The organism is Bartonella saheliensis (assembly GCF_902162175.1).
Window position 1 is genome coordinate 1 of record NZ_LR607218.1, and the last position, 23,193, is coordinate 23,193.

The 23,193-nt window shown below is 37.9% G+C and carries 17 protein-coding genes; 3 read left to right on the top strand and 14 right to left on the bottom strand.

The window, feature by feature from the left end; translation table 11 throughout:
* Positions 1-379: 379 nt before the first annotated feature.
* The gene (gene lldD, locus FS875_RS07010; RefSeq protein WP_144754913.1) at positions 380-1,531 is read right to left on the bottom strand and encodes an FMN-dependent L-lactate dehydrogenase LldD; all 1,152 of its coding nucleotides are present in this window, start codon (positions 1,529-1,531) and stop codon (positions 380-382) included.
* Positions 1,532-2,580: 1,049 nt separating this feature from the next.
* Positions 2,581-3,669, bottom strand: coding sequence for a 2'-deoxycytidine 5'-triphosphate deaminase (locus FS875_RS07015; RefSeq protein ID WP_144754916.1), 1,089 nt, complete (start codon positions 3,667-3,669; stop codon positions 2,581-2,583).
* Positions 3,670-3,941: 272 nt separating this feature from the next.
* On the opposite strand from FS875_RS07015, the gene mutL reads away from it, so the two are divergent.
* Together mutL and FS875_RS07025 are read left to right on the top strand one after the other, a co-directional pair.
* A complete protein-coding gene (mutL, locus tag FS875_RS07020) occupies positions 3,942-5,792 on the top strand; it encodes a DNA mismatch repair endonuclease MutL (RefSeq protein ID WP_144754919.1) in 1,851 nt (616 codons plus the stop codon).
* A gap of 108 nt (positions 5,793-5,900) precedes the next feature.
* Entirely contained in the window at positions 5,901-6,137 is a 237-nt protein-coding gene (locus tag FS875_RS07025) for a DUF2093 domain-containing protein (RefSeq protein WP_120121757.1), read from the top strand.
* A gap of 19 nt (positions 6,138-6,156) precedes the next feature.
* On the opposite strand, the gene lpxK is transcribed toward FS875_RS07025, so the two are convergent.
* The 8 genes from lpxK to FS875_RS07065 all read right to left on the bottom strand — a co-directional run bounded on the left by lpxK (position 6,157) and on the right by FS875_RS07065 (position 15,479).
* Positions 6,157-7,197: a tetraacyldisaccharide 4'-kinase gene (gene lpxK, locus FS875_RS07030; protein WP_144754922.1), complete on the bottom strand. Its 1,041-nt coding sequence runs from the start codon at positions 7,195-7,197 to the stop codon at positions 6,157-6,159.
* Positions 7,187-8,509, bottom strand: coding sequence for a lipid IV(A) 3-deoxy-D-manno-octulosonic acid transferase (gene waaA / locus FS875_RS07035; protein ID WP_144754925.1), 1,323 nt, complete (start codon positions 8,507-8,509; stop codon positions 7,187-7,189). Before waaA ends, lpxK begins: the two co-directional genes overlap by 11 nt.
* Before the next feature lie 1,226 nt (positions 8,510-9,735).
* Complete coding sequence (locus FS875_RS07040; protein ID WP_144754928.1) at positions 9,736-9,981, bottom strand: DUF4170 domain-containing protein; 246 nt, start codon at positions 9,979-9,981, stop codon at positions 9,736-9,738.
* A gap of 46 nt (positions 9,982-10,027) precedes the next feature.
* Positions 10,028-10,831, bottom strand: a complete 804-nt coding sequence (locus FS875_RS07045; RefSeq protein ID WP_144754931.1) for a 3'(2'),5'-bisphosphate nucleotidase CysQ — start codon at positions 10,829-10,831, stop codon at positions 10,028-10,030.
* Complete coding sequence (locus tag FS875_RS07050) at positions 10,818-12,149, bottom strand: TldD/PmbA family protein (protein ID WP_144754934.1); 1,332 nt, start codon at positions 12,147-12,149, stop codon at positions 10,818-10,820. Before FS875_RS07050 ends, FS875_RS07045 begins: the two co-directional genes overlap by 14 nt.
* Positions 12,150-12,744: 595 nt before the next feature.
* Entirely contained in the window at positions 12,745-13,191 is a 447-nt protein-coding gene (locus FS875_RS07055) for an SRPBCC family protein (protein WP_144754937.1), read from the bottom strand.
* Positions 13,192-13,531: 340 nt separating this feature from the next.
* Complete coding sequence (gene rsmD / locus FS875_RS07060) at positions 13,532-14,098, bottom strand: 16S rRNA (guanine(966)-N(2))-methyltransferase RsmD (RefSeq protein WP_144754940.1); 567 nt, start codon at positions 14,096-14,098, stop codon at positions 13,532-13,534.
* The gene (locus tag FS875_RS07065) at positions 14,079-15,479 is read right to left on the bottom strand and encodes a pseudouridine synthase (RefSeq protein WP_144754943.1); all 1,401 of its coding nucleotides are present in this window, start codon (positions 15,477-15,479) and stop codon (positions 14,079-14,081) included. Before FS875_RS07065 ends, rsmD begins: the two co-directional genes overlap by 20 nt.
* A gap of 268 nt (positions 15,480-15,747) precedes the next feature.
* Here FS875_RS07065 and FS875_RS07070 point away from each other — a divergent pair, with 268 nt between their 5' ends.
* Positions 15,748-16,194: a nucleoside deaminase gene (locus tag FS875_RS07070; RefSeq protein WP_144754944.1), complete on the top strand. Its 447-nt coding sequence runs from the start codon at positions 15,748-15,750 to the stop codon at positions 16,192-16,194.
* Between the two features lie 640 nt (positions 16,195-16,834).
* On the opposite strand, the gene FS875_RS07075 is transcribed toward FS875_RS07070, so the two are convergent.
* The 4 genes from FS875_RS07075 to FS875_RS10380 form a co-directional block, all read right to left on the bottom strand.
* Positions 16,835-17,326: a hypothetical protein gene (locus tag FS875_RS07075; protein ID WP_144754947.1), complete on the bottom strand. Its 492-nt coding sequence runs from the start codon at positions 17,324-17,326 to the stop codon at positions 16,835-16,837.
* 180 nt (positions 17,327-17,506) lie between these two features.
* Complete coding sequence (gene ileS / locus FS875_RS07080) at positions 17,507-20,422, bottom strand: isoleucine--tRNA ligase (protein ID WP_144754950.1); 2,916 nt, start codon at positions 20,420-20,422, stop codon at positions 17,507-17,509.
* A 251-nt stretch (positions 20,423-20,673) separates the two neighbouring features.
* Positions 20,674-22,254 (bottom strand): porin, encoded by a 1,581-nt coding sequence (locus FS875_RS07085; protein ID WP_144754953.1) that lies wholly within the window; start codon positions 22,252-22,254, stop codon positions 20,674-20,676.
* A gap of 664 nt (positions 22,255-22,918) precedes the next feature.
* The coding region (locus tag FS875_RS10380) for a hypothetical protein (protein ID WP_207999999.1) at positions 22,919-23,193 on the bottom strand (275 nt) is incomplete at its 5' end.

Here is a 23,193-nt window from a genome sequence, read left to right on the forward strand (position 1 = left end):
GTATTTAATTTTATGTTAAATATATATAGTTTATTATATTTTTTATAAATAGGAGAGGAAAAATGTTCACAGCATTATTTATATCTATTTTTTCTATATCAACAGTTGTTATGCCTTTGCTCGCAGCGTTTGTTCCTTTTTATCCTTAGAATGCATTTTAACAAAGTGAATAACAGATTTATGAAGTGTTATTTGTAATTTTTCTGCTTTGATTGTTATTAAGATTTTTTACTATTATTATATTTATTGGGTATTTATTGTCATTTTATAGAAGAGATTTTTGACCTTTTTCTTTCACGTTATGTCAACATATCTGTAAAATATATAATGATGCTCTTTTATTAAAACTTTTCTTTTTCTAAAAGAAGTATAAAAACTTTCATTGCTTAAAAATATCTGTATTCACTAAGCTTTTGTGCGTAATCTCTTTGATTGTCTGAGCACCAGTCAATGTCATAGCTACCCGCATTTCATTGGCAAAAAGATCAAGCAGGTGAGTAACACCTTTCTCACCTGCTGCTGCAAGTGCATAAACAAAAGCACGACCAATCATGACAGCATCTGCACCTTGTGCTATCATGCGTACAACATCAAGACCAGAACGCACACCAGAATCCACTAAAATAACTAAATCACTCTTTACAGCATCCGCAATTACGGGTAATGCTCGTGCCGTTGATAAGACACCATCGAGTTGGCGTCCACCATGGTTGGAAACAACAATTCCATCAGCACCAGATTGTACTGCTTCCCTCGCATCTTCTGGATCAAGAATACCTTTTAAAATCATTTTTCCTTTCCAAAAATCGCGAATCCATTGTAGATCATGCCAACTAATTGATGTATCAAAATTTGCACCAATCCAACCAACATAATCATCCAATGCAATCTTCTTTTTGAGATAAGTGGAAATATTTCCAAGATCATGGGGGCGCCCCATAATACCAACGTTCCAAGCCCAATATGGATGTGTAAAAGCTTGTAAAAAACGGCGTAATCCAGCATAAGGACCAGACATCCCTGAATGCGCATCACGGTAACGTGCCCCAGGAACTGGCATATCAACCGTAAAAACCAACGTGCGAACACCGGATGCCCAAGCACGCTCCAATGCATCACGCATGAACCCACGATCTTTGAGAACATAAAGTTGAAACCAAAATGCATCTCCAACTGCTTCCTGCACCTCGGCAATAGGGCAAACTGAAACAGAAGATAGAGTAAAAGGAATCCCTTTTGCAACGGCTGCACGTGCAGCTTGTATCTCACCACGGCGTGCATACATGCCCGTTAGCCCAACAGGTGCAAGAACAATCGGTAAATTAAGTGTCTGATCAAAAAGCCTCATTGAAAGATCAACGGTACCAACTTGCCTTAGAACCCTTTGACGTAGTGCAAGTGCTTGAAGATCTGTACAATTACGTCGCATCGTTTCTTCAGCATAAGCTCCACCATCAATATAGTGAAAAAGAAAGGGAGGAAGACGACGCTTTGCAGCCTTGCGATAATCAAATGTTGAAGAAATAATCATTGATGGCACCATTGTTCCTAAATGAAAAGCGAAGACATCTTAAAAAAATACAAGAGCCCCAGTATCTCCTATTTGACATCTTCCTAAAACGCTCTATTGAATAGATAGAGGTAACAGAGATTGCAACTTTCTAAAAAAACTCATCGATAAAAACAACGCCTTTCTTTCTCTATCCCAAATCTTAAACCTCACAGTATGGAGTAGGATCAATAATATACTTACTCATACATTGTTTATGTGCAATTGAAGTGCTATACTTCCTGTAAATAAGTATCTCTTCGAAAGCGATTGCTTCTTCTGTTGGTTCGCTATGATTTGAATTTGTTTCTTCCTCTAAAGATTATTTATACTGTCTTTTTTAAAAAGATGAAGTCTATACTCATTAAGTATAAACTATAATTTTCTCCCCCCAAAAGCTAAAAAAGTATTTATGAATAATTGAAATAAAGCTGTAGCGTACATCAAACTTTCTCATATGAATACTTAAAAATCAGACCTATTAGTTGTTCATAAAATTTTAACAGTATCTCATTCATATAGAATATAAAAAATTCAATTTTTATAGGAATAAAAGATCTTCCTCTTTAATAATTCTCCGACAATAACTATAAATGAGTTCCTAAACTTAGAACATTCTTCATTAAAAAACTATTACTGAATTGTAGTAAAAACTATTTATGAGCTCTTAATGATCAGTTTTATACGAAAATAAAATATTTAAGCTCTAGAAAAATGAAGTTAATAGCAGCATCTGATTCTTGCATGTTTGTATTAAAAGAAGAATCCATTATTGTTATATCGAATTTTATTAACTGGTCGATTTATTATCATAATATATAGGCATGACATATTGGGTAAGAATTAAACCTATTCTTTTGTTCATTATAAATGAAGCCCTCATGGATAAAAAACGTTAAAAAAGAAGTAAAAATGCCTCTTAGTATAAGGCAATTATTATAACTTTTAACGCTGAAAATAGAATGCTTGCTACCGGTTTTATGAAGAACAATATTTTCTGCATATATTTTATCAAAATTCGCCGTTTCAACTCATTTAAAATGTTTAGACAACTTTAAACCCTGCGCTTGATAATGTGACCCAATATCATGCCCATAAAGGACTGACGGTCGATTAAGCATATGCTCATAAATCAAACGACCAATAATTTGACCATGCTCTAGGATAAAAGGAACTTCATGGCTGCGTACTTCTAAAACCGCTCTAGCCCCTTTACCGCCCGCTTCCATATGCCCAAATCCTGGATCAAAAAAGCCTGCATAATGCACCCTAAACTCACCCACTAAAGGATCAAAAGGGGTCATTTCTGCAGCATAAAGCGGAGGCACATGCACAAACTCTCGTGAGACTAAAATATAAAACTCATCAGGATCAAGAACCAGCTCCCTTTGACCACGATCAAAGAGAGGTTCCCAAAAATCTAAAACGTGAACAGCAGCACGTTTATCGATATCAATAACACTTGTATGATGTTTACCACGATAACCTATAAGCCCGTTTTTATCTCCTTTTAAATTAATGGAAAGTCCAATACCTCCAGCGCTAATATTAGGAAGATCATCCGATATCAACGTTTCTTTCCTTTGCAAAGTATACAGCTCAGTTTCATTTAAATAACTTTGTCCTTTTCTAAATCGAAGCTGTGATAAATGCGAGCCAGTACGCACAAAAATCGGAAATGTTCGTGGACTAATTTCCAGATAAAGCGGACCATGATAACCAGCACAAATTTTATCAAACTCTTGAGCATTATCCGTAATGACCCGTGTAAAAATATCTAATCGTCCCGTAGAGCTTTTGGGATTGGCAATAGCAGATAAAAATTCTGGTAAAGCCAAACTTTCCAAAAGCGGAACAATATAAACACACCCTGTTTCCAAAACAGCGCCATCTCGTAAATCAAACTCATGCAACTTTAAACGTTCAAGCTTATCCAAAACTTTTGCCTCAAGGCCCGGCATAAAGGAAGCACGGATACGATAAGCTTTCTCCCCTAAACGAAGATCAAGGCTTGCTGGTTGTATTTGAGATCTATCAAACGGACTGTGCGCTTTCAGAACGTTATTATCAATCAAAGCTTGTATATCTCTATCTGCTAAAATACCGCTTAGACGCGCCATATATGTTGCCTTCCCTTTTTACACTGTTTCTTTTTTGACTTAGATGATAAATTGGTGCAAGTTATTTTAGGATGATAAAAAATATTTTTTCTATTTTTTCCAAGTAATTTGTTGATATTTTGAACAATAAAAAACATTTAGTATAATACGCTCTCGAAAAAATAAGAAGCGTTTAGAAATAATACATCTTATACCTTCTCATTCTTGAATGTTACACAAATGATGTTATCATAATTTGCTATACCCCCCTTAAGAGCCCTGTTAGGATCTATATGATTATACGCCATCTTAGCGAAAATATTATTAACCAAATCGCCGCTGGTGAAGTTATTGAACGACCAGCAAATGTTGTCAAAGAACTTGTTGAAAATGCTATTGATGCCGGTGCAACACGCATTGAAATTATTACAGCAAATGGTGGAAAAAATTTTATAAAGGTAAGTGATAATGGTTGTGGGATTTCTGCTGATCAGTTAACTTTAGCTGTTTCTCGCCATTGTACCTCAAAAATTACTGATGACGTACACAATATCTGCTTCCTTGGGTTTAGAGGAGAAGCCCTCCCTTCTATTGGTTCTGTTGCTAAACTCAAACTCATTTCACGGACAAAAGAGGCGGAGAATGCTGCTGAAATTTCTGTTACTGCAGGCAAAATTGTAGGTCCCAAACCCGCTGCTGCAAATCTGGGAACAATTGTTGAAGTTCGAGATCTTTTCTTTGTCACACCTGCACGGTTAAAATTTATGAAAACTGATCGAGCTGAAACAAATGCTATTAGTGATATGATTAAGCGCATTGCTATCGCATTCCCACATATCCGTTTTTCTCTTTCAGGACTAGACAGAACATCTATGGAACTGTTTGCTACAGAAAATAATACTCAAGGACAATTACAACGTATTACCCAAATTATGGGAAAAGAATTTGCCCCTAACAGTATTGCACTGAATGCTGAACGCGAATCCGTGCGCTTAACGGGGTTTGCTTGTTTGCCATCTTTCAACCGAAATAATAGCCTCCATCAATTTGCTTATGTTAATGGACGTCCGGTGCGTGATAAATTTCTATGGGGAGCAATTCGAGGTGCTTACGCGGATGTCATGACACGGGATCGTTATCCTGTTGCTATTCTTTTTATTGATCTTCCTCCTACTGAGGTCGATGTTAATGTTCATCCAGCCAAAGCTGATGTGAGATTCCGTGATCCAGGATTAATTCGTGGTTTAATCGTTGGAGCCATTCGTGAAGCATTGCAGCAATCTGGTATTCGCCCAACTTCAACCCGTTCTGAAGCAATGCTTACAGCTTTTCAAACACAAAAACCGTTGATACAACAATCACTGGGCAATTTTAAAAACACTCACCAATCCTCTTCTTACAGCCCGCAATCTCATCATTTTGCCGCCGCTTCAATGGTTCACAAACCATTGGAGAATACCAGCTCTTTTGGTTTAAAAGAAGATGCCACGCCTATTATGGAGGGCTTAAATACACCAAGTGGTGCTACCTATTCAAGCACTATACCTTCGTCAGAAGAATTATCTTATCCTCTAGGTGCAGCCAGAGCACAAATCCATAAAAACTATATTATCGCCCAAACTCAAGATAGTTTGATCATTGTCGATCAACATGCTGCGCATGAACGATTGGTTTATGAAGCACTTAAAAATGCCCTTTATACCAAACCACTTCCTTCACAATTATTACTGATTCCCGAAATTGTAGAACTCTCTGAAGAGGATGCAACATGCCTCTTAACGCACAAAGATGCTTTGCAAAAATTTGGATTAGGAATAGAACCATTTGGACCTGGTGCAATTCTTGTACGCGAAACACCTTCTATGTTAGGAGAAATCAACGTGCAAGCCCTTATTAAAGATCTTGCAGATGAAGCCGCTGAGTATGATACAACAAATAATTTAAAAGCAATGCTTGATTATGTTGCAGCAACGATGGCTTGTCACGGCTCAATACGCTCAGGGCGCCTTTTACGTCCCGAAGAAATGAATACATTATTACGACAAATGGAAGCAACACCCAATACAAGTACGTGTAATCATGGACGTCCTACTTATATTGAACTTAAATTAGCAGATATAGAACGGCTTTTTGGCAGAAAATAAACGCTTAACCATTTTGACAAGAAAAATATTTTTCAATTAACTCTCGACTTTATAATATATCTTATGGCATTTTTTTTGAATAATACTGTCAAGTAAAAAGGAACTAAAATGTTTTCCAATGGTGAACGCGAAGCAAAAGTCCGTTATTCTAATAATGGATATGACATTGTGGAATATGGAACCTATACCATTTGTGCCGTTAGCGGGCAAAAAATCCCTATAGATGATTTAAAATATTGGAATCATCACCGCCAGGAAGCATATGCTAGTTGTGAAATCTCCTATCACCGTGAACTTGAATGCAACCCATATCTCAAGCAATTGTTAAAAACACAAAAAGAATAGCCCCTTAAAAGCTATAAATTTAGCCTTTGCCTTTCTGACAAGAAAATTCATAAGAACGTTTTCTAAAGCGGGTTATGACCTCCTCAAGGAGTATGCGACAGAAATCTTTTTGAAGAAAATCGACTTCTACATCAAAAACAATAAGATTTTTTAAATCTTTTTGCGTATGAATTGTCTGTATACGGATATAATCTTTAGCTGTTGTCGCTAGCCATAAATTGTGCATTTGAGCTTTTTGCACAAGACTTGTTAAATTTTTATCCGTGAAAAAATAGTGATCTGGATAGGTATAAGTTTGTACCACATGACCAGATAATTCTTTAATGGATTGAAAAAATTTATCTGGATTACCAATCCCTGCAAATGCTAAAAACGGTTTTCCTGAAACCTCATCAGAAGCACTTGCCTTAAGATGAGCACGATGCAAAGGCTTTCCTGTCTGCGCAACAAGAAAAGTAACATTATCACTCCCATCTGAGTGACCAATCAATAAAACGCTATCCATAAAAGAAAATTGCGTTTTTAATGGAACACGTAAAGGTCCTGCTGGAAAGACAGCTCCATTACCAAAACCACGCATCGCATCAACAACAAGTAACGCATAATCCATATAAAGGCGGCGGCTTTGAAAACCGTCATCCATTAAAATAAGATCACATCCCTCTTTTTTCAGCCGTTGTGCTGCTGCATAACGATTAACCGATATAGCGACAAAAGCATGCTGTGCCAGTAAAAGAGCTTCATCTCCAACATCGTGGGCAGTGTCATCTTTCTCATTTACAAGATGCACTCCTTTAACATCTCCACCATAACCACGTGATACAACACCAGGAACAAAACCAAGTTCTTTAGCTACTTTGGCAAAAGCAATAACAACTGGCGTTTTACCCGTACCACCGCATGTAAAATTTCCAATACATAAAACCGGAAGATCAATTACGGGAGGCTGTCTTGCCATAAAACGATGTGCAAAATAACCATACCCCCATGAAATTGGAGCTAATAAAAAACGCAAAAAGCTTTTATTTTTCCACCAAAAATGAGGGGCGTTAATATGCATATCCACTCTGACGCTGACGTAAACCTGTTTGTATGACAAGGGGTTGTAAAAATGGATCTAAAATCTTTAATGTACGCTCAAGTGCACCTGCCATACCCATTGCGACCTCATGGGCCTTATCGACCATTTCTTTTCGCAATATTTCATTTGTTAAAAGTTTATACACTTCAATCGCAAGTTGTTTTGTATCTTGAACCATATATGCTGCATCATGCCTTAAAAATTGTTCAAACATCTCTTGAAAATTTGAAATATGAGGTCCCGTTAAAATAGCGGAATCCAGCAAAGCCAATTCCAATGGATTATGCCCACCCTTTCCACATAACGACTTACCAACAAAAGAAACTTTCGATAAACGAAGAAAAAGTCCCATTTCTCCAATCGTATCTCCCCATAAAATGTCGGTATTCATATCTGGAATAGCATTTCTGCTTCTGCGAATAAAACGTAAACTCTGATTGTCACATTTTTTGATAAGATCTTCTATACGTTCAGGATGACGAGGTACAATAATCGTTAATAAATCTGGCAAATAATTTTTAACAATCTTATGGACCTCAAAAGCTATCTCTTCTTCTCCTTCATGCGTTGAAATAGCAGCCCAAACTGGGCGATTACCGATAGCATTACGATAACGTGTAAGCAATGCTTGATCTTCAACCAAAAAAACATCAGCCTTCAGATTACCAGAAAACGTAACAGATTTTACGCCAAGTGTATGGTAATAAATGACATCTCTTTCATTCTGACTAATTGCCAAATCAATATCCTTAAAAATATGTTTGGCAAGAACGCGCCGTTTTTGCCACGCTTTAAAAGAATGTTCAGACATATGGGCATTAACCAGAATCTGCGGAATACACATTTTGGCTAATTCTTTAATACGCAGAGGCCAAATTTCCGATTCACAAACCAAAACGAGATCAGGCTTCCAATGACGAATAAAACGCCGCACGACAAAATCCAAGTCCAAAGGCGCATATTGATGAATCAACCGATTCCCAAAATGTTTTCTCACAAGAGAAGAAGATGTTACCGTCCCCGTCGTCAATAACACATTTATTTTTAATGATAAAATATGATTAATAAGTGGAACAAGCGCAAGTGTTTCTCCCACACTTGCTGCATGCAACCAAACTAATGAACCTTGAGGACGTAGAAGGGAGCTTTTACCTAAACGCTCTTTTTTGCGACACCACTCTTCTTTTCCACGGATAGCACGAAAAAACAAATAAAAAGGGATAACAGGATATAAGAAAAAGCCAATCATCCGATAGGTTAAAAGAGCCACATGTGCCTTTAATTCTACCATTTAACATCACCTCATTCAGCTGTTTTGAGATATCTATAGGCTCACTTTATTAAAAAATTCATCAACACCATTGGTTTACATCTATGTTTTTTTAAGACTATCCGTATCTTGGATAAAAAATATTTCTCCCATGAAAAATTTAAAGATACAAAGAGAAAAGGAACATAATTTTATCCCCTTTTTCAAAAATTATTCCTATAAGAATAACATATACACAAAATACAATAGAGTATACAGATCATTGACTATACAATGTCTTTTTCCAGCTTTCTTTACCTTCCATATGAAATAGGCACATTTATAGCCATATTTTTTCTCAGATTTAAAGGCATTGCACACGTTAATAATACTCAAATTTTTTTATAAACGTGATATGCTGTACACTTTCTATTCCAATCACAATCATGTTGCACTTACACTGTTTTGTAAATTCTATATTTATCTTTGCACAATTAAGAAAAAATAGAGAAAAAGTTTTCTCAATTTGAGAACAAAAAAATTCTGAGATAATATTTCTTATGTAAAAAAAGCGATAACAAATGGGTAACACGCACCTTTGTGTCTTTGCAATTGTTATCTAAATCTATCTTATAAATAAAGAGATATACCTCATTTCTTTCATAATAAAAACTTATACAAACCACCTTGTTATCTATAAGTGCTATATTTTACCAAAAGCACTTAAACGTATCGCCTCTTTTTTTGAATGCTTTTACGCACTCTGACATTAAATCTAAAAACTTAATCACACGATATTCGCATAATTAGGTAGTATATTAATGTATAATGATTTGCCACTGCGTAACTTGCCCCTCAATTATTTATAGCCACCTTATGTTGAAGTAATCAAAACCTTTTGCTTACACACCACAGAGAGAGGGAGTATAGATAAAAAAATACTGAAAAAAGGAGTAACCATGCCTCTTATGTCCTATCTCAAGCGCGAAAGTTTATTCTAATATTTTGACAAAATGTACAAAGGTGAAAACTTGCATTTTTGTTCATATTTAAGCGTAAAAGACAGCGATATATGGATTTATCCCTCGCGCAAATACCATTATAAAATAGATTTTACGCCTTGAGAAATATTTTCTTAGGAAATCTATGAGTTACAATAATAATAGCATTTTCTTCTATGATATTCTATTTTTCTTAAAAGATGGGCCTCTGAGAGAGCACGATAAACGAGTATAAGATAGCGGATATAATGATCAAATATTCAAGCTTTATTCTGCATCGCCTGTTTCAGTATTAAAAAACTGATGCAAATCCACGATGTAATAACGTTGTAATGCATTATCTACACTGCTTTGTGCTTTTGCCTGCCATACTTCTTTAGCGGATTGATAACTTGAAAAAATACCAACCACATCTAAATCATCAGCGTTTTTAAATTGATTACTCTTAAGATTTTTTAATTCACCACCAAATACAAGGTATAAATATTGCTTTTTTCCGTTGGTTTGGGTCATATGTGCCTCCATATCATTCAGATAATTTTAGTGTGCTTTTACGCGATTAAACTAACTTTGCTTGATGAACAACATCTATCATATCCTGACAGCAATTATTTTTACCAGCAATTAAAAGTCCATATTGATAAGGTTCAATTCCGTAAGATAATAAAGGGGCATCAAGCGATAAAAAACGCCCTCCACATTCATGCAAAATAAGATCAGCCGCGGCAATATCCCATTCATGACAATTCGGACGAACTAACACGATATCGATCTCGTCTTGAGCCACGAGAACAATACGATAAGCAAGAGAGGGAAGATAATGGTAAAGACTAAACCGATTGAGAAAATCATCGGGTAATTTTTGTGCGAGCGATTTATCAAGCGAAATTTTATATTTTCGATGAACCTGAAAGGCTAAACGAGGAAGTTTCATCCCATTTAATGTGGCCCCTCCACCCGTGACAGCTGCATAGACATCTCCTTGAGCTGGACATTGTAAGACGCCCACAATAGGACGACCATTCTCGATAATAGCAACCGAAATACACCAATAAGGACTGCCAGAAAGAAAACCTCGTGTTCCATCAATAGGGTCAACCACAAAGGAGCGCTCATAATTTTGTTGTTCTCGATTATCTTTTGTTTCTTCTGAAATCCATCCATAATTTGGACGTGCCCCAAGAAGCTTCTCTTTCAAAAAATGATCAACAGCAAAATCTGCTTCACTGACCGGTGAATTACCCTCTTTCATCCAAACATCCAAGGTGCATCCAAAATACCGCATTGCTAAATCTCCTGCCTCTCGACAAACCTCACGCAAAAGATTTAAATCAGAAGAATGATGCGTGTTATTTTCCTGCAAGTGTCATCCCTTCAATTAACAATGTTGGAGCCGCTGTCCCATAACGCCGATCAATATCATTGGCAGGTGTTAAATGTGCTAACATATGGAGCAAATCAGAGCCTAGTGTTACTTCACTCACCGGATAAGCAATTTCACCATTTTCAATCCAAAAACCAGAAGCACCTCGACTATACTGACCGGTAACAAAATCAATGCCATGACCGAATAATTCTGTCACATAAAATCCATTTCCTAAATCTTTTATCATATCGCAAGGTGATACTAAACCCGGTTCAATAGCAAAATTTGTACTTGTCGGCTGCACCAATGACCCCGAACGCACACCATGTCCATTGGTTTGAAGCCCCAATTCACGTGCTGTGGATGATGAAAGAAGCCAGTTTTTTAAAATACCATTTTCAATAATATTGAGTGTTTTCCCCTCTATCCCTTCTCCATCAAAAGGATGAGAAGCATTTCCCCGTAATCGCAAAGGCTGATCGGTCACATTAACATTAGGCTTCATCACTGGCTTGCCTAAGAAGTCCTGTAAAAGACTCGTTTTGCGTGCTACAGATGCCCCATTGACCATAGAGGCGATATGCCCTGCAATTCCACGCGCTGTACGCGGACTAAAAATAACATCAATGCCTCCTGTTGCTGCACGAACAGCCCCCACACGTCGAACAGCACCAAGCCCTGCATTCTTTCCTACAGTTTCTGCATCCTCTAAATCAGAAAAATGTAAAGCTGTTGTATAATCATAATCCCGCTCCATCTGTGTCCCTTCCCCCGCAAGAGCACTGCAAGAACGTGAAAAGTAACTAGAGCGATAGGAGCCACAAAAACCATCGCTGGTCACAAGAATAAAACCACTACGGCCATACGCTGTTGCAGCGCCGCCAGAATTGCTTACACCTTTAACATCCAGAGCTGCCGCTTCTGTTTTTAAAGCATCCTCTGTTAAAAAATGACTGCTGGGTACAAAATCATCAAAAAGATCAAGATCTTTAGGATTCTTAACTAAACACTCTTTATCTGCCAAACCTTCAAATAAACTATCGGGAGAAGCTTTAGCCATTGCAACAGCACGTTCTGCAAGTTCTTGCGGATAAGACGCTAAATTAGCAGAAACACTTGCTACTTTTTTTCCAACAAAAACCCTTAAAGTAAAATCATTGCTCTCAGCTGCTTCTGTCGATTCAACTTTCCCAAAACGAACAGATACACTGGTGGAATGCGCATGAACAATAACAGCATCAGCAGCATCCGCCCCAGAACGCCTCGCCGCTTCAACCAATGAAACCGCTTTCTCAATCTGGTTTTTGTCAGTCATTCATAGACTCCCTAAAATATTTTATTATTTACATTGATCAGCACTCTGAAAAATTCATATACATCAGAATATAATTCTTGTTTGTTCATTCATAAAATTATGCACATCTCATGCATTCTTTTTTTAATGCATTAAATCACTTTCCTTTTAGCTTCTTTATGAAAAGAGGTAATATGTCGTAAAATCTCTTTAGTTTCAAGATTTCTCATCAGCCCTTATCATTTTAAAAACCAAATTTGTAACGCACCATCAGATCACCAAAAAAACTCGTAAATCAATAGAGGACTTAGCAATAACTCTTGGATTTAAGCCAAAACCTTCAAAAATTCAAAAAGTATAAAACAACTTAAACCACATGCTTTTTATCCTCTGGAGTGTTAAATAATCTTCCTCATTCCTACGGCTTTCCTCAATTCTCAAGCAAAAATCAAGAAAATGATTTATCTTTTAGGATATTTCTTTACTTCTATAAGCTCTCTCATATAAAAAACAGTAATCTTGTCAAGAAACTAAAATATCAACAGCCTAAAAATACGTCTTTTCATTAAATAACTTCAACAAAATGAGCCGTCATAAACTTCTTTATGAAGATACATCAGAGAGCTTTATTTTCAGTAAGAGCGCGTCTGCTCATTTCAATCATTGCATCGCGAAGATGTAACTTAATTTTTGATCCAATAATCATTCCAAAGAAAGGAGAAAGTAAACCATACATCGTTACAGTATGACGAATTTTGTTATTTGAAGAACCAGATTTGGTTGAACAAATATATTCATGATCAAAGCTCATGCGTGTAAGAGGGAGTTTCGCATAATCAGAAAAACAAACATTTTTTATAACTTTATCAAGTGTAAAAGTTACTATTGGTCCTTTTTTAGGTTTCATGCGCCCTATAGCGCCTTCTTTAAAAGCACCAGAAAACTCTACCCATTCAAGTTCACTATCCCAGCAAGGCCATGTTGCTACGTCTTGCCACATAGACCAAATCTGCTCTGCACTTGCTTGTGTACTAATCTCTTCACTATAGCTCCATTTAAACATGATAAGCTCCCCCTTTTCTACAAAATTAGGTATCTTAGTGACAAAGAGTAATATATCAATTACTCTTAAAGATTCACAACGATAAGATATTTAATCTTTTCAAGTACCATTAATAGGGAATGATTAAATCAACAAGCGATATTAATAAAATAAACACACAAATATTCAGTATAGATGAACATTATTGTCTCCCTTAAATAAAAATATCTGTTTTTTAAGTCCATACAATAACAAAAAGAGAATTTACGCACCATTTAAGATATCAATGTAGACTGACATGGCTAAAAAGTTTTAACTGTTGATAAATCATTGATAGAAAAAAGGAGAAAAAAGAACTTTCTCAAGACGTAAGCAATCGTAATTTATAAAGACGTATTGCTGTATCACCATAAAAACGCTCATCATCTAGATAAAAAACGTCGGGTAAATGAATGATTGTATCTTTCTTTTCTTCAAGTATAAAGAGTGTATCCGCTTTTACCCATCCCCCTCGCAAAGCTTCTACAAAAGCCTGTTCACCTAAACAACGACTATAGGGAGGATCAGCAAAGATAACATCAAATGGAAGCATTGTTCCAATCTTGCCAAGTTTGGTTGCATCACGCCGCAAAATCCGTCCGATTGACTGTAATTCAAAGGATTCGATATTTTTTTGAAGCAAACCACGCCCCTCAACCGAGTTTTCAACAAAAACAGCAGCCTTTGCTCCACGTGAAAGGGCTTCAATGCCTAAAGCACCAGTACCAGCAAACAGATCAAGGATGCGTTTATTGGTCCAAAACTGTTCTTCACGGCTAGAAAGAATATTAAAAAGGCTTTCTCGCGTACGATCACTCGTTGGGCGAATCGATTGATCAACAGGCGAAAACAAAACACGCCCAGCAAATTTACCGCCGATAATCCGCACGTGGTCCTCCAAATCTCTTCGACGTTTTTGCACCATCTCTATGTGGTTTAGATTTTTTCAGAGCACCACTAAACGATTTTACCTTATCTTTTCTCTGAAAAGAACGCTCATCAGGACCACCTCTTTTCATTTTCTCTTTATCCTTAGAAAAGTGATCTTTCTTACTAAATGCACGCATCTCATCGTAAGATGTTTTGCCACGTTTTTGAATAAAACGCTCCCCCTTCTCTTTCTTCAAGTGATTATCTTTTAATTTTTCTTTGCCTTGATGAAAGGATTTTTTACCAGTTAAATCGCTCTTATGAGCCTGCGATTTCTCCTCACTATAGGAAAGCTTCCTCCGTGCACTCTGCGGACGTGCACCAGGAGCCATCCAAACATTTGCACGACGAGAACGCGGTAGAAAACGCTCTGCTTTTCCTTCCTCATTTTTGCCTTTATGCATATTCTCATGAGATTTTGTCCTTAACCGTGCGCGACTATGCTCAACAGAACGATCTCTCGTGCTGCGTCGTATTGCTCTTTCACTTGAAAAGACCCAACCATCATTGGCAACTGAAACATCCTTCTGTCTTTGCTTTTCCGCAACAACTGCAGAATTTGAAAAGGGTTTCAGAATAGGAGCATCAAAATCGGCATTAGCCTGCATAATCAAACGCTCTCCCAACTGATCTCGTAACATCCGCCCCTTTAATTCTTGTACAGCTCCTTCTTCTAAATCAGAGAGATGAAATGGGCCATAAGAGACACGGATTAAACGATTAACGGATAATCCCAACGCCCCTAAAACATTCTTTATTTCACGATTTTTTCCTTCTCGCAAAGCAACAGAAAGCCATATATTAGACCCTTGTTCCCGTTCAATTGAGGCTTCAATCGAACCATAAAAAATACCATTAATCGCAATACCATTTTTAAGGTTATCCAGCGCACTCTGCTTTATTCTTCCATGAGCGCGGACGCGATATTTGCGGACCCACCCCGTTACAGGAAGCTCTAATACGCGCGCTAAGCCACCATCATTGGTTAAGAGCAAAAGTCCTTCCGTGTTAATATCAAGCCTTCCAACAGAAAGAACGCGTGGCATCCCTTTTGGTAAATGACTAAATACTGTAGGTCTACCTTCCGGATCACGGTTCGTGGTGACAAGCCCTGCTGGTTTATGGTAAAGCCATAAACGCGTTCGTTCTATAGGAGGTAAAGGTTTGCCATCAACTTTAATCGCATCAGAACGGCTAACATTAAAAGCAGGCGTTGTCACAACTGTACCATTCACAGAAACACGTCCTGCAACAATCATCATTTCTGCATCTCGACGCGAGGCAACGCCCGCACGCGCTAACCTTTTAGCAATCCGTTCACTCTCATTATTTTCATTCATTTGCGTTTCAAACCAATTTTTGCCAGTATGTTCAGAAAATTATTCATATGCACCATACCGCTTATCCTGAAAGAGGAAGTAGCACAATCATTTATCATTTTCTATCCTTTAACAACAATAACGTATCCATTGACTTGCAAGTTTGTTTTAACCACTTAAAAAATAAAGGTATTCCTTTCATTATAAAAGCGTAATAAAATTATTCATGCTATAACATTCCTTATCGAGAAATCTTTAAATTCTCTATGCCGTCAGTAGAAAGAATATTATGACTTTAACGCCCATGGAAATAGCCCTTTTGGAAGCGCAGTGGGCTGCAAAAAAAGATGAAGTTCCCGTAGGCGCTGTCATTACACGTGGAAAAGCTATCATCGCACGTGCTGGTAACTTTATAAAATCTGCCCATGATCCTACAGGACACGCAGAAATGCGCGCAATTCGTATGGCTTGCGAAACATTGCAAAGCGAAAGGCTTCCTGATTGCGATCTTTACGTAACACTTGAGCCTTGCGCTATGTGTGCTGCTGCCATTTCATTTGCACGCATACGACGTCTGTATTATGCAACAAATGATCCAAAAGGAGGCGCTATAGAAAATGGCCCACGTTTTTATCAGCAAGCAACTTGTCATCACAAACCTGAAATTTATTCTGGTTTTAAAGAAAAAGAAGCTTCTCAATTACTGAAAGATTTTTTTATCCAAAAGCGATGCTAAAAACAATTCTTTATCCATAACTTTCACTCTTTAGAAACTATTCTATTCTTTAAAAAAGACGATTAATCTTTTTAATATAGTGAAAACTGATTTTCCTCTAACACTCTTTTAACACTGCATAGCGCTTCTATTAGATTGATTTATTCATTTATGAGAATAATTCATTGTTTTATCTATAAAATATAAAGTCCAAAAAATCGTAGAATATGCTCATTTCAAATCTGTTTATGGTGAATCAATAAAAATCTCTTTCTTACACATCACAAAGTGTGATTACCATCTGGATAAAAAACAATTTAGAAAAGACTAAAAGTATTCCTTATGAAGACTCTTCACTGCCACGGACTGTCAGAACATTAAAGGCTAGCAAAACAATGATGATAACAACCTGCTCCTTCATAAGCATAAAGATGGCGGTACAACAATAGATTTCACGTTATATCCCCCAAACGAGCGATGGTGTGAAATGGGTTTGAAAAACTTGAGAAATATTTATTGTGAAATAAACACAGCACCACTCTCTTGATGCTATTGCCATATATTTCATGCTCCCCTGCTGCAAAAGGAAAGCTCTGCGCGGATGAGAACTTGATATTATAAGTAATAGGAAGAACACCTCATATACTTTAATATTTCTTCTCTAGCGACCAATAGGAGCAGTCTTTGCCGGTTGGCGATAACTTAAAGGTGGTTCCGTAAGATAGCGACGGTATTTTGGACTTCCAATTTGTGCTCTTTGACGACGTAAATATTCTTGTCGTTGTTTAGCATTCAACTGTGAAAGATTTTCTGGACTAAAGCCATTAACTGAAGACCCTTTGTGAGGAAAAAAATGACTTTCTTGATGCTGTTTTGATACTGCGCCCTTATTGACAGATCTATCTTGTTGTGGCACCGGCAAAAATCGACGTGCGCTAGGACTTGGTATCACAAGTTCTGGGCGAGGCTTTATAACAACCTGACTGCTGTTATTTACTGGTGTTAATGAAGCAATATTAGCAACATCTTCAAAAAACTGTATCGAAACCGGTTTATTTGTCCCATAGGTAGGAGCAGATAAATTACATCCCGTTAAAACAAAGCATATACCTAAAATTCCTGTTGGAAATATTTTTACTTCACGTTTTCTCACTGCTTATTCCATTTCCCAAGTATATGGCTGATTAATATTCCCGCTATTTATGAGAGAACGGTCCATACACAAATTTCCCCCCTGCAGATAAAACAACGGAACTCATTCCCTACCACAAAAAACGATATTCATCAATATGGGAAATCTCCTTGCATTTCTTTCCCTTGATCTAAAATTTTTTTAAATCTTGCCAAGAATTTTTAATTCTCGCAAAGCAGCTGCATCACGAGCAGAGACATCAGGATAAACCGGATCACTCCCAACATCTTGTGTATAACGCCATGACCTAGCACATTTTTTCCCCGACGCCTTCTCTGGATATACACCAACACCTTCAACATCATTCAAAGTAAAAGCATCTAAAGGCATTGTATCCTGCACAATTGTGAGAGCACTGGTGATACAGATTTCTGCCATATCTACATTTTCTAATGCCTCTCGTAAAATTGGATTGGAAATAAAAACAATAGGAGCAGCTTCTAACGAGGATCCAATACGCTTATCAGCACGCTCAAGCTCTAAAGCTCCTGTCACAACTTTACGAACCTGTCGAATTTTTTTCCAACGCTCAGCTAAAGATTGGTTTTGCCATTCTTCTGGTACAGAGCGAAATTGTTCCAAATGTACCGATTGGCTTTCTGGATAACGTTCTAACCAAGCTTCTTCCATCGTAAAAGGCAACATGGGAGCAAGCCATATCACCATTCGCTCAAAAATCTCACGAACAACCTGCAAAGAGGCCTTCCGTTTTTGTGATGAAGGCGCATCGCAATAAAGAGAATCTTTGCGGATATCAAAATAAAACGCCGATAATTCAATGATTGAAAAATCTAATAACGCACGCATAATTTTTTTAAAATCAAATTCATCGTAAGCGTGATTAATTAATTCATCAAGTTCAAAAAGCCGATGTAATATAAATTTTTCAAGATCTGGCAGTGCGCTATAAGATATTTTTTCTCCTTCATCGTAAGCTAAAGTTCCAAGCATCCAACGAATTGCATTGCGTAGTTTACGATATGAATCCACATTGGTCTGAAGGATTTTTTTACCTAAACGCTGATCTTCCCAATAATCAGTTGTCATGACCCAGAGACGAAAAATATCAGCTCCAGATGTTTTAATGATCTCTTGCGGAACAACCGTATTGCCTAAGGATTTAGACATTTTTTTACCATTCTCATCCAAAGTAAAACCGTGTGTGATCACTGTCTTATAGGGAGAACAAGCACGCGTACCACAACTTTCCAAGAGAGAAGATTGAAACCATCCACGATGTTGATCTGAACCTTCAAAATAAACATCTGCTGGCCATTTTAAATCAGCCCGATCTTCTAATACAAAGCTATGACTTGCTCCAGAATCAAACCAAACATCTAGAATATCATAAACCTGGACCCAAGGCTCATGCGCACGATCACCTAAAAAACGTTCACGTGCTCCTTCAGCAAACCATGCATCTGCTCCTTCTGCTTCAAAAGCCTGTAAAATACGCTCGTTCACACGCTGATCTTTCAAAACAACACCATCCTCATTGGCAAAAATACAAATAGGAACACCCCAAGAACGTTGGCGAGAAAGAACCCAATCAGGACGATCTTCTATCATAGAAGCAAGGCGGTTTTGTCCAGAAGATGGCACAAAACGCGTCTTCGAAACAGCTTCCAAAGCCCGACTGCGTAAAGTTGAACCATCCCCAAGATCTTTATCCATTGAAATAAACCATTGCGGTGTATTACGAAAAATAACTGGTTTTTTTGAACGCCAACTATGGGGATAGGAATGCTTTAAACGCCCACGTGCAAACAATCGATCTGCTTTAATTAAAGCATTAATGACCTCTTTATTGGCATCACCCATTTTGCCATTATCATCAATAACACGTGCAGGCCCCCCTTCACGATCCGGACCCAAACCCGGAACATCTTTCGTATAGAAACCCGCATCATCAACAGGAAACGGTATCGATGTATCAATCCCCGCTTGCTCCAATAACAGCTTATAATCATTCCAAATTTCAAAGTCCTCACGCCCATGACTTGGTGCTGTATGGACAAAACCTGTCCCCGCACTCTCTGTCACATGGGAGCCCTCAAGCAATGGAATTTTATAATTATACGCCCCAGCCAAACCTTTGAGTGGATGAGAAAGAACAAGAACTTTCAATTCATCCGCAGAAACAGTACGTAAACGTTTTAAAACAAGTTTGGCTTTTTCTGCGCAACTCATGGCTAGAGCATCTGCAAAGAGAAGCTTTTCTCCCACTTGAGGACCAAAATCATTTTCAGCATTTTCAACTTCGTAAAGACCATAAGAAATCTGCGAAGAATAACTCACAGCACGATTTCCTGGAATTGTCCATGGTGTTGTTGTCCAAATAACGACATAAGCACCATATAAATCATCAGAACTTACTTCAAAAATCGGAAATTTAACCCAAATCATCTCTGATTCATGATCATGATATTCAATCTCTGCCTCTGCCAAAGCTGTACGCTCCACAACGGACCACATCACCGGCTTAGAACCACGATAAATCTGATCTGACATCGCAAATTTTATCAATTCATTCGCAATGCGTGCTTCTGCTTGAAAAGCCATTGTGGTATAAGGTGCACTAAAATCTCCCACAACACCAAGGCGTTTAAATTCTTCACTTTGAATGGTTACCCAATGTTGGGCAAATTCACGGCATTCTTGACGAAACTCATTAAGAGGAACCTCATCCTTATTTTTCCCTTGTGCACGATATTTTTCTTCAATTTTCCACTCAATTGGAAGCCCATGGCAATCCCAACCAGGGACATAATTTGCATTAAACCCCCGCATTTGAAATGAACGGACAACCACATCCTTTAGCACTTTGTTTAAAGCATGCCCGATATGAATATGGCCATTTGCATAAGGTGGGCCATCATGAAGAATATAAAATGGACGATCTTTTGCTTGTTGGCGCAATTGTGCATAAAGCCCTATATTTTCCCAACGCGCCATTAACTCTAGCTCTTTTTGCGGAAGCCCTGCACGCATAGGAAAATTTGTCTGTGGGAGATAAAGAGTTTTTGAATAATCTATCGTTTCATTTTTCACAGTCATTGTGAAATATTCCTGTCCACTTTTACGATTTCATTTTTGCATAACTTCCCTGAACTCTGTAACTCTGGTTTTTATCTATAGGGAAAGCCGAGCTTATCATTCGTATTAAACAGCGATCAAGAAAATATATCATCACACTTTATGGGCTTTATCATAAAACTCACAAGAAAATAAACCAAAAAATGAGCTTAAAAAAAAATAAAGGCCCCACTGATAGTGGAGCCTCTTTAAAAATTTACTCGTAAAACAGATTAGAATTTATAAGCTACACCAACGCGGAAATCATTGGTTTTGTAGTTAATTTCAAGTTTTTCCTTTGCAAATTTCTTTTTACCAAAATCGGAGTAACGATATTCTGCACGCACAATCACATTATCCAACACTGAGAAATCAACGCCACCACCAAGAGTGTAACCAATCATGGTTTTAGTTTCATCGGTTAAGTTTCTAGAAGAAATAACGCTTCCATCCTCACCCTTAACAGATACTGATACAGTGTCTTGGAACTGCCCATAAGCAATACCACCCGCAAGATAAGGCATAAAGCGATCAGCAGCAAAACCGATACGTACCCGTGTAGCACCACCCCAATTTTGCTTGAAAGTATGATTTAAAGTTTCAACGTCATCCTCTTGATCAAGACCAAGTTCAGAAGCCATCTTTTTTATTTGCTCCATACCATATACGCTGGCATCATCCTTATTCGACGCTTGTTGACTTTGTACTCCATGAGGACGGGAAGCATGTGAGTTAGCACCCTGTGCACCGTGTGGGTTAGTACCAGAGCCATTCCCACCTGGGTGAGACGCACCATGCGGATTAGAATTTCCACTACCGTGGGAAGAACTATGATGAGCGCTATGCGCTCCACTTGTTCCATTGGAAGCACCTGTCCCTGAATTAGATGGTCCTGACCTCGCGAGTAAAAGGCTTCCGCTTGGTACTGCTCTTTCTGCTGCTGATGATTGTACCGATATGGACGCTTTCTGCGTCGCTGGTGCCGTTGTAGCGGATTTTGTTGATGAACTTGCTCCACTCGCCCCTGCTCCTGATGATTGACCTCCTGCAGCTGCTGATCTTAACCCTGAGCTAGAGGAGGGGGTAAGTGCAGTTCCATTTCCTGATACGCTTGTTCTCGTTGACGACAATCCTGATTGTGGTTTCATCACTGGAGAGGAGACGGATATTGTTGGAGATGATGCATTACGTGCACCCTCTGTAGGTTTTGCTGTTGGATTTTCTCCACCTGCTGCGGGGGTTCCTCCACCTGTTGCTGTTGTGGCTGCTTTTACACCTGGTGCTGCAGGCGTTCCTGCACCTTGTACTGCTGCGGGGGTTCCTGTACCTGCTGCTGGTGTATGTACTATTATTCCTCCGCCTGTTGATGTTGGCTGGCTCTGTGCTGCTGATCTGCGGGATCTTCCCCCTGCATTTTCTACCGTAACGTTATCAGATGCACCTATAGCAATAGTCTTTGTGTGTTTTTTTCCAGACAACATTAAATCCGTATCGACGCCAAAAATAAAGCTGTCACCTAGATCAATATTAGACCCTGCATAAAAACCACCAGCAAAACCTGAAAGTTTAGGAGAGAACTCTTTATCCAGTGGAAAACTCTTTTCTTGACCGACAAGAGCTATATCGGACTTGCTTGAAAAGCCACCAGCCTGGATACCTAAATAAAGCCCCGTCCATGAAAAAGTAGGCGCAACAATAGTAGAAGAAGGAGTTGATGGTGCTGTCTGATGAGGAATCAGTACATCAGCAGCTAGCGCTGTAGACGCTGAAATTAAAGAAAAAATAGACGCTGTTATTAAACGTTTTGTATTCATAAAATCTCTCCAAATATCCAAAATGAAATGTATATAGAGCATCTTTTTTGAAATATCTGTAGCAAAAATGACACACTCACAAAAAAATAAAGAAATTATGAAAATAAGGCTTCTTAATTATTTAATTTTTCATCCAATGAAAATTTATCAACTAAACCATACTAAAATTATGTGTCTTAAAGTTGGATCCATTTTCATTCAATTTTTGTATAACTGTTAATGGTAATATTTTTACAAATTTCTTTTACCTAAACTCAATAACACCATTCTACACATAACAGAATATTGCTTATCATTGAGAAATCAATGCCAACGCAAATAGTAAAACAATCATTGGCTTTTTTTTACCCAAGTACTATCAAAGTTTCATCTATTTACTAATATGGTCTATTATAGTCTATCTTTGATGTTTTATTTGTATCTTAAATCACGAAAAACAAAAGCGCCCAAAACGTGTCTGACTTTTTGTGCTTAACCGTGCTCCAGAAAATACTGGAATAACGGGTATCAAAAGAAACCATCCTCCCGAAAGCTTGACGCTCGTTGTCCAACCGAGCAGCTGTTCATTCACGACAATAAATTGATTTTTAAAGATAATTTATTGTTATGAATGAGCGTCTCAAATATCGTAGGGTTTTCTTATTTCAAATCTATTTATCTTAAATCAATAAAAATCATTTGCTTGCACATCAAAAGTGGGGTTGGAGTGTGAAAAAATATATAAGAAAAGACTAAAAATAGCTCTTATGAGGCGTCTTAATGCAGGGTCTGGTAACATTGGGAGCTGGCAAATATAATGATGGTGCTGGCTTGTAAAACCATACAAAGGTTGTGCAAAAACACGACCATAGTCCAAACCAACATAGGGGCGAAGTTCTCCAAAAACCTTTTTGAGCGTCGCGTTGTTGCGCCATGGAATGGTACGCAGCATCAAATCAT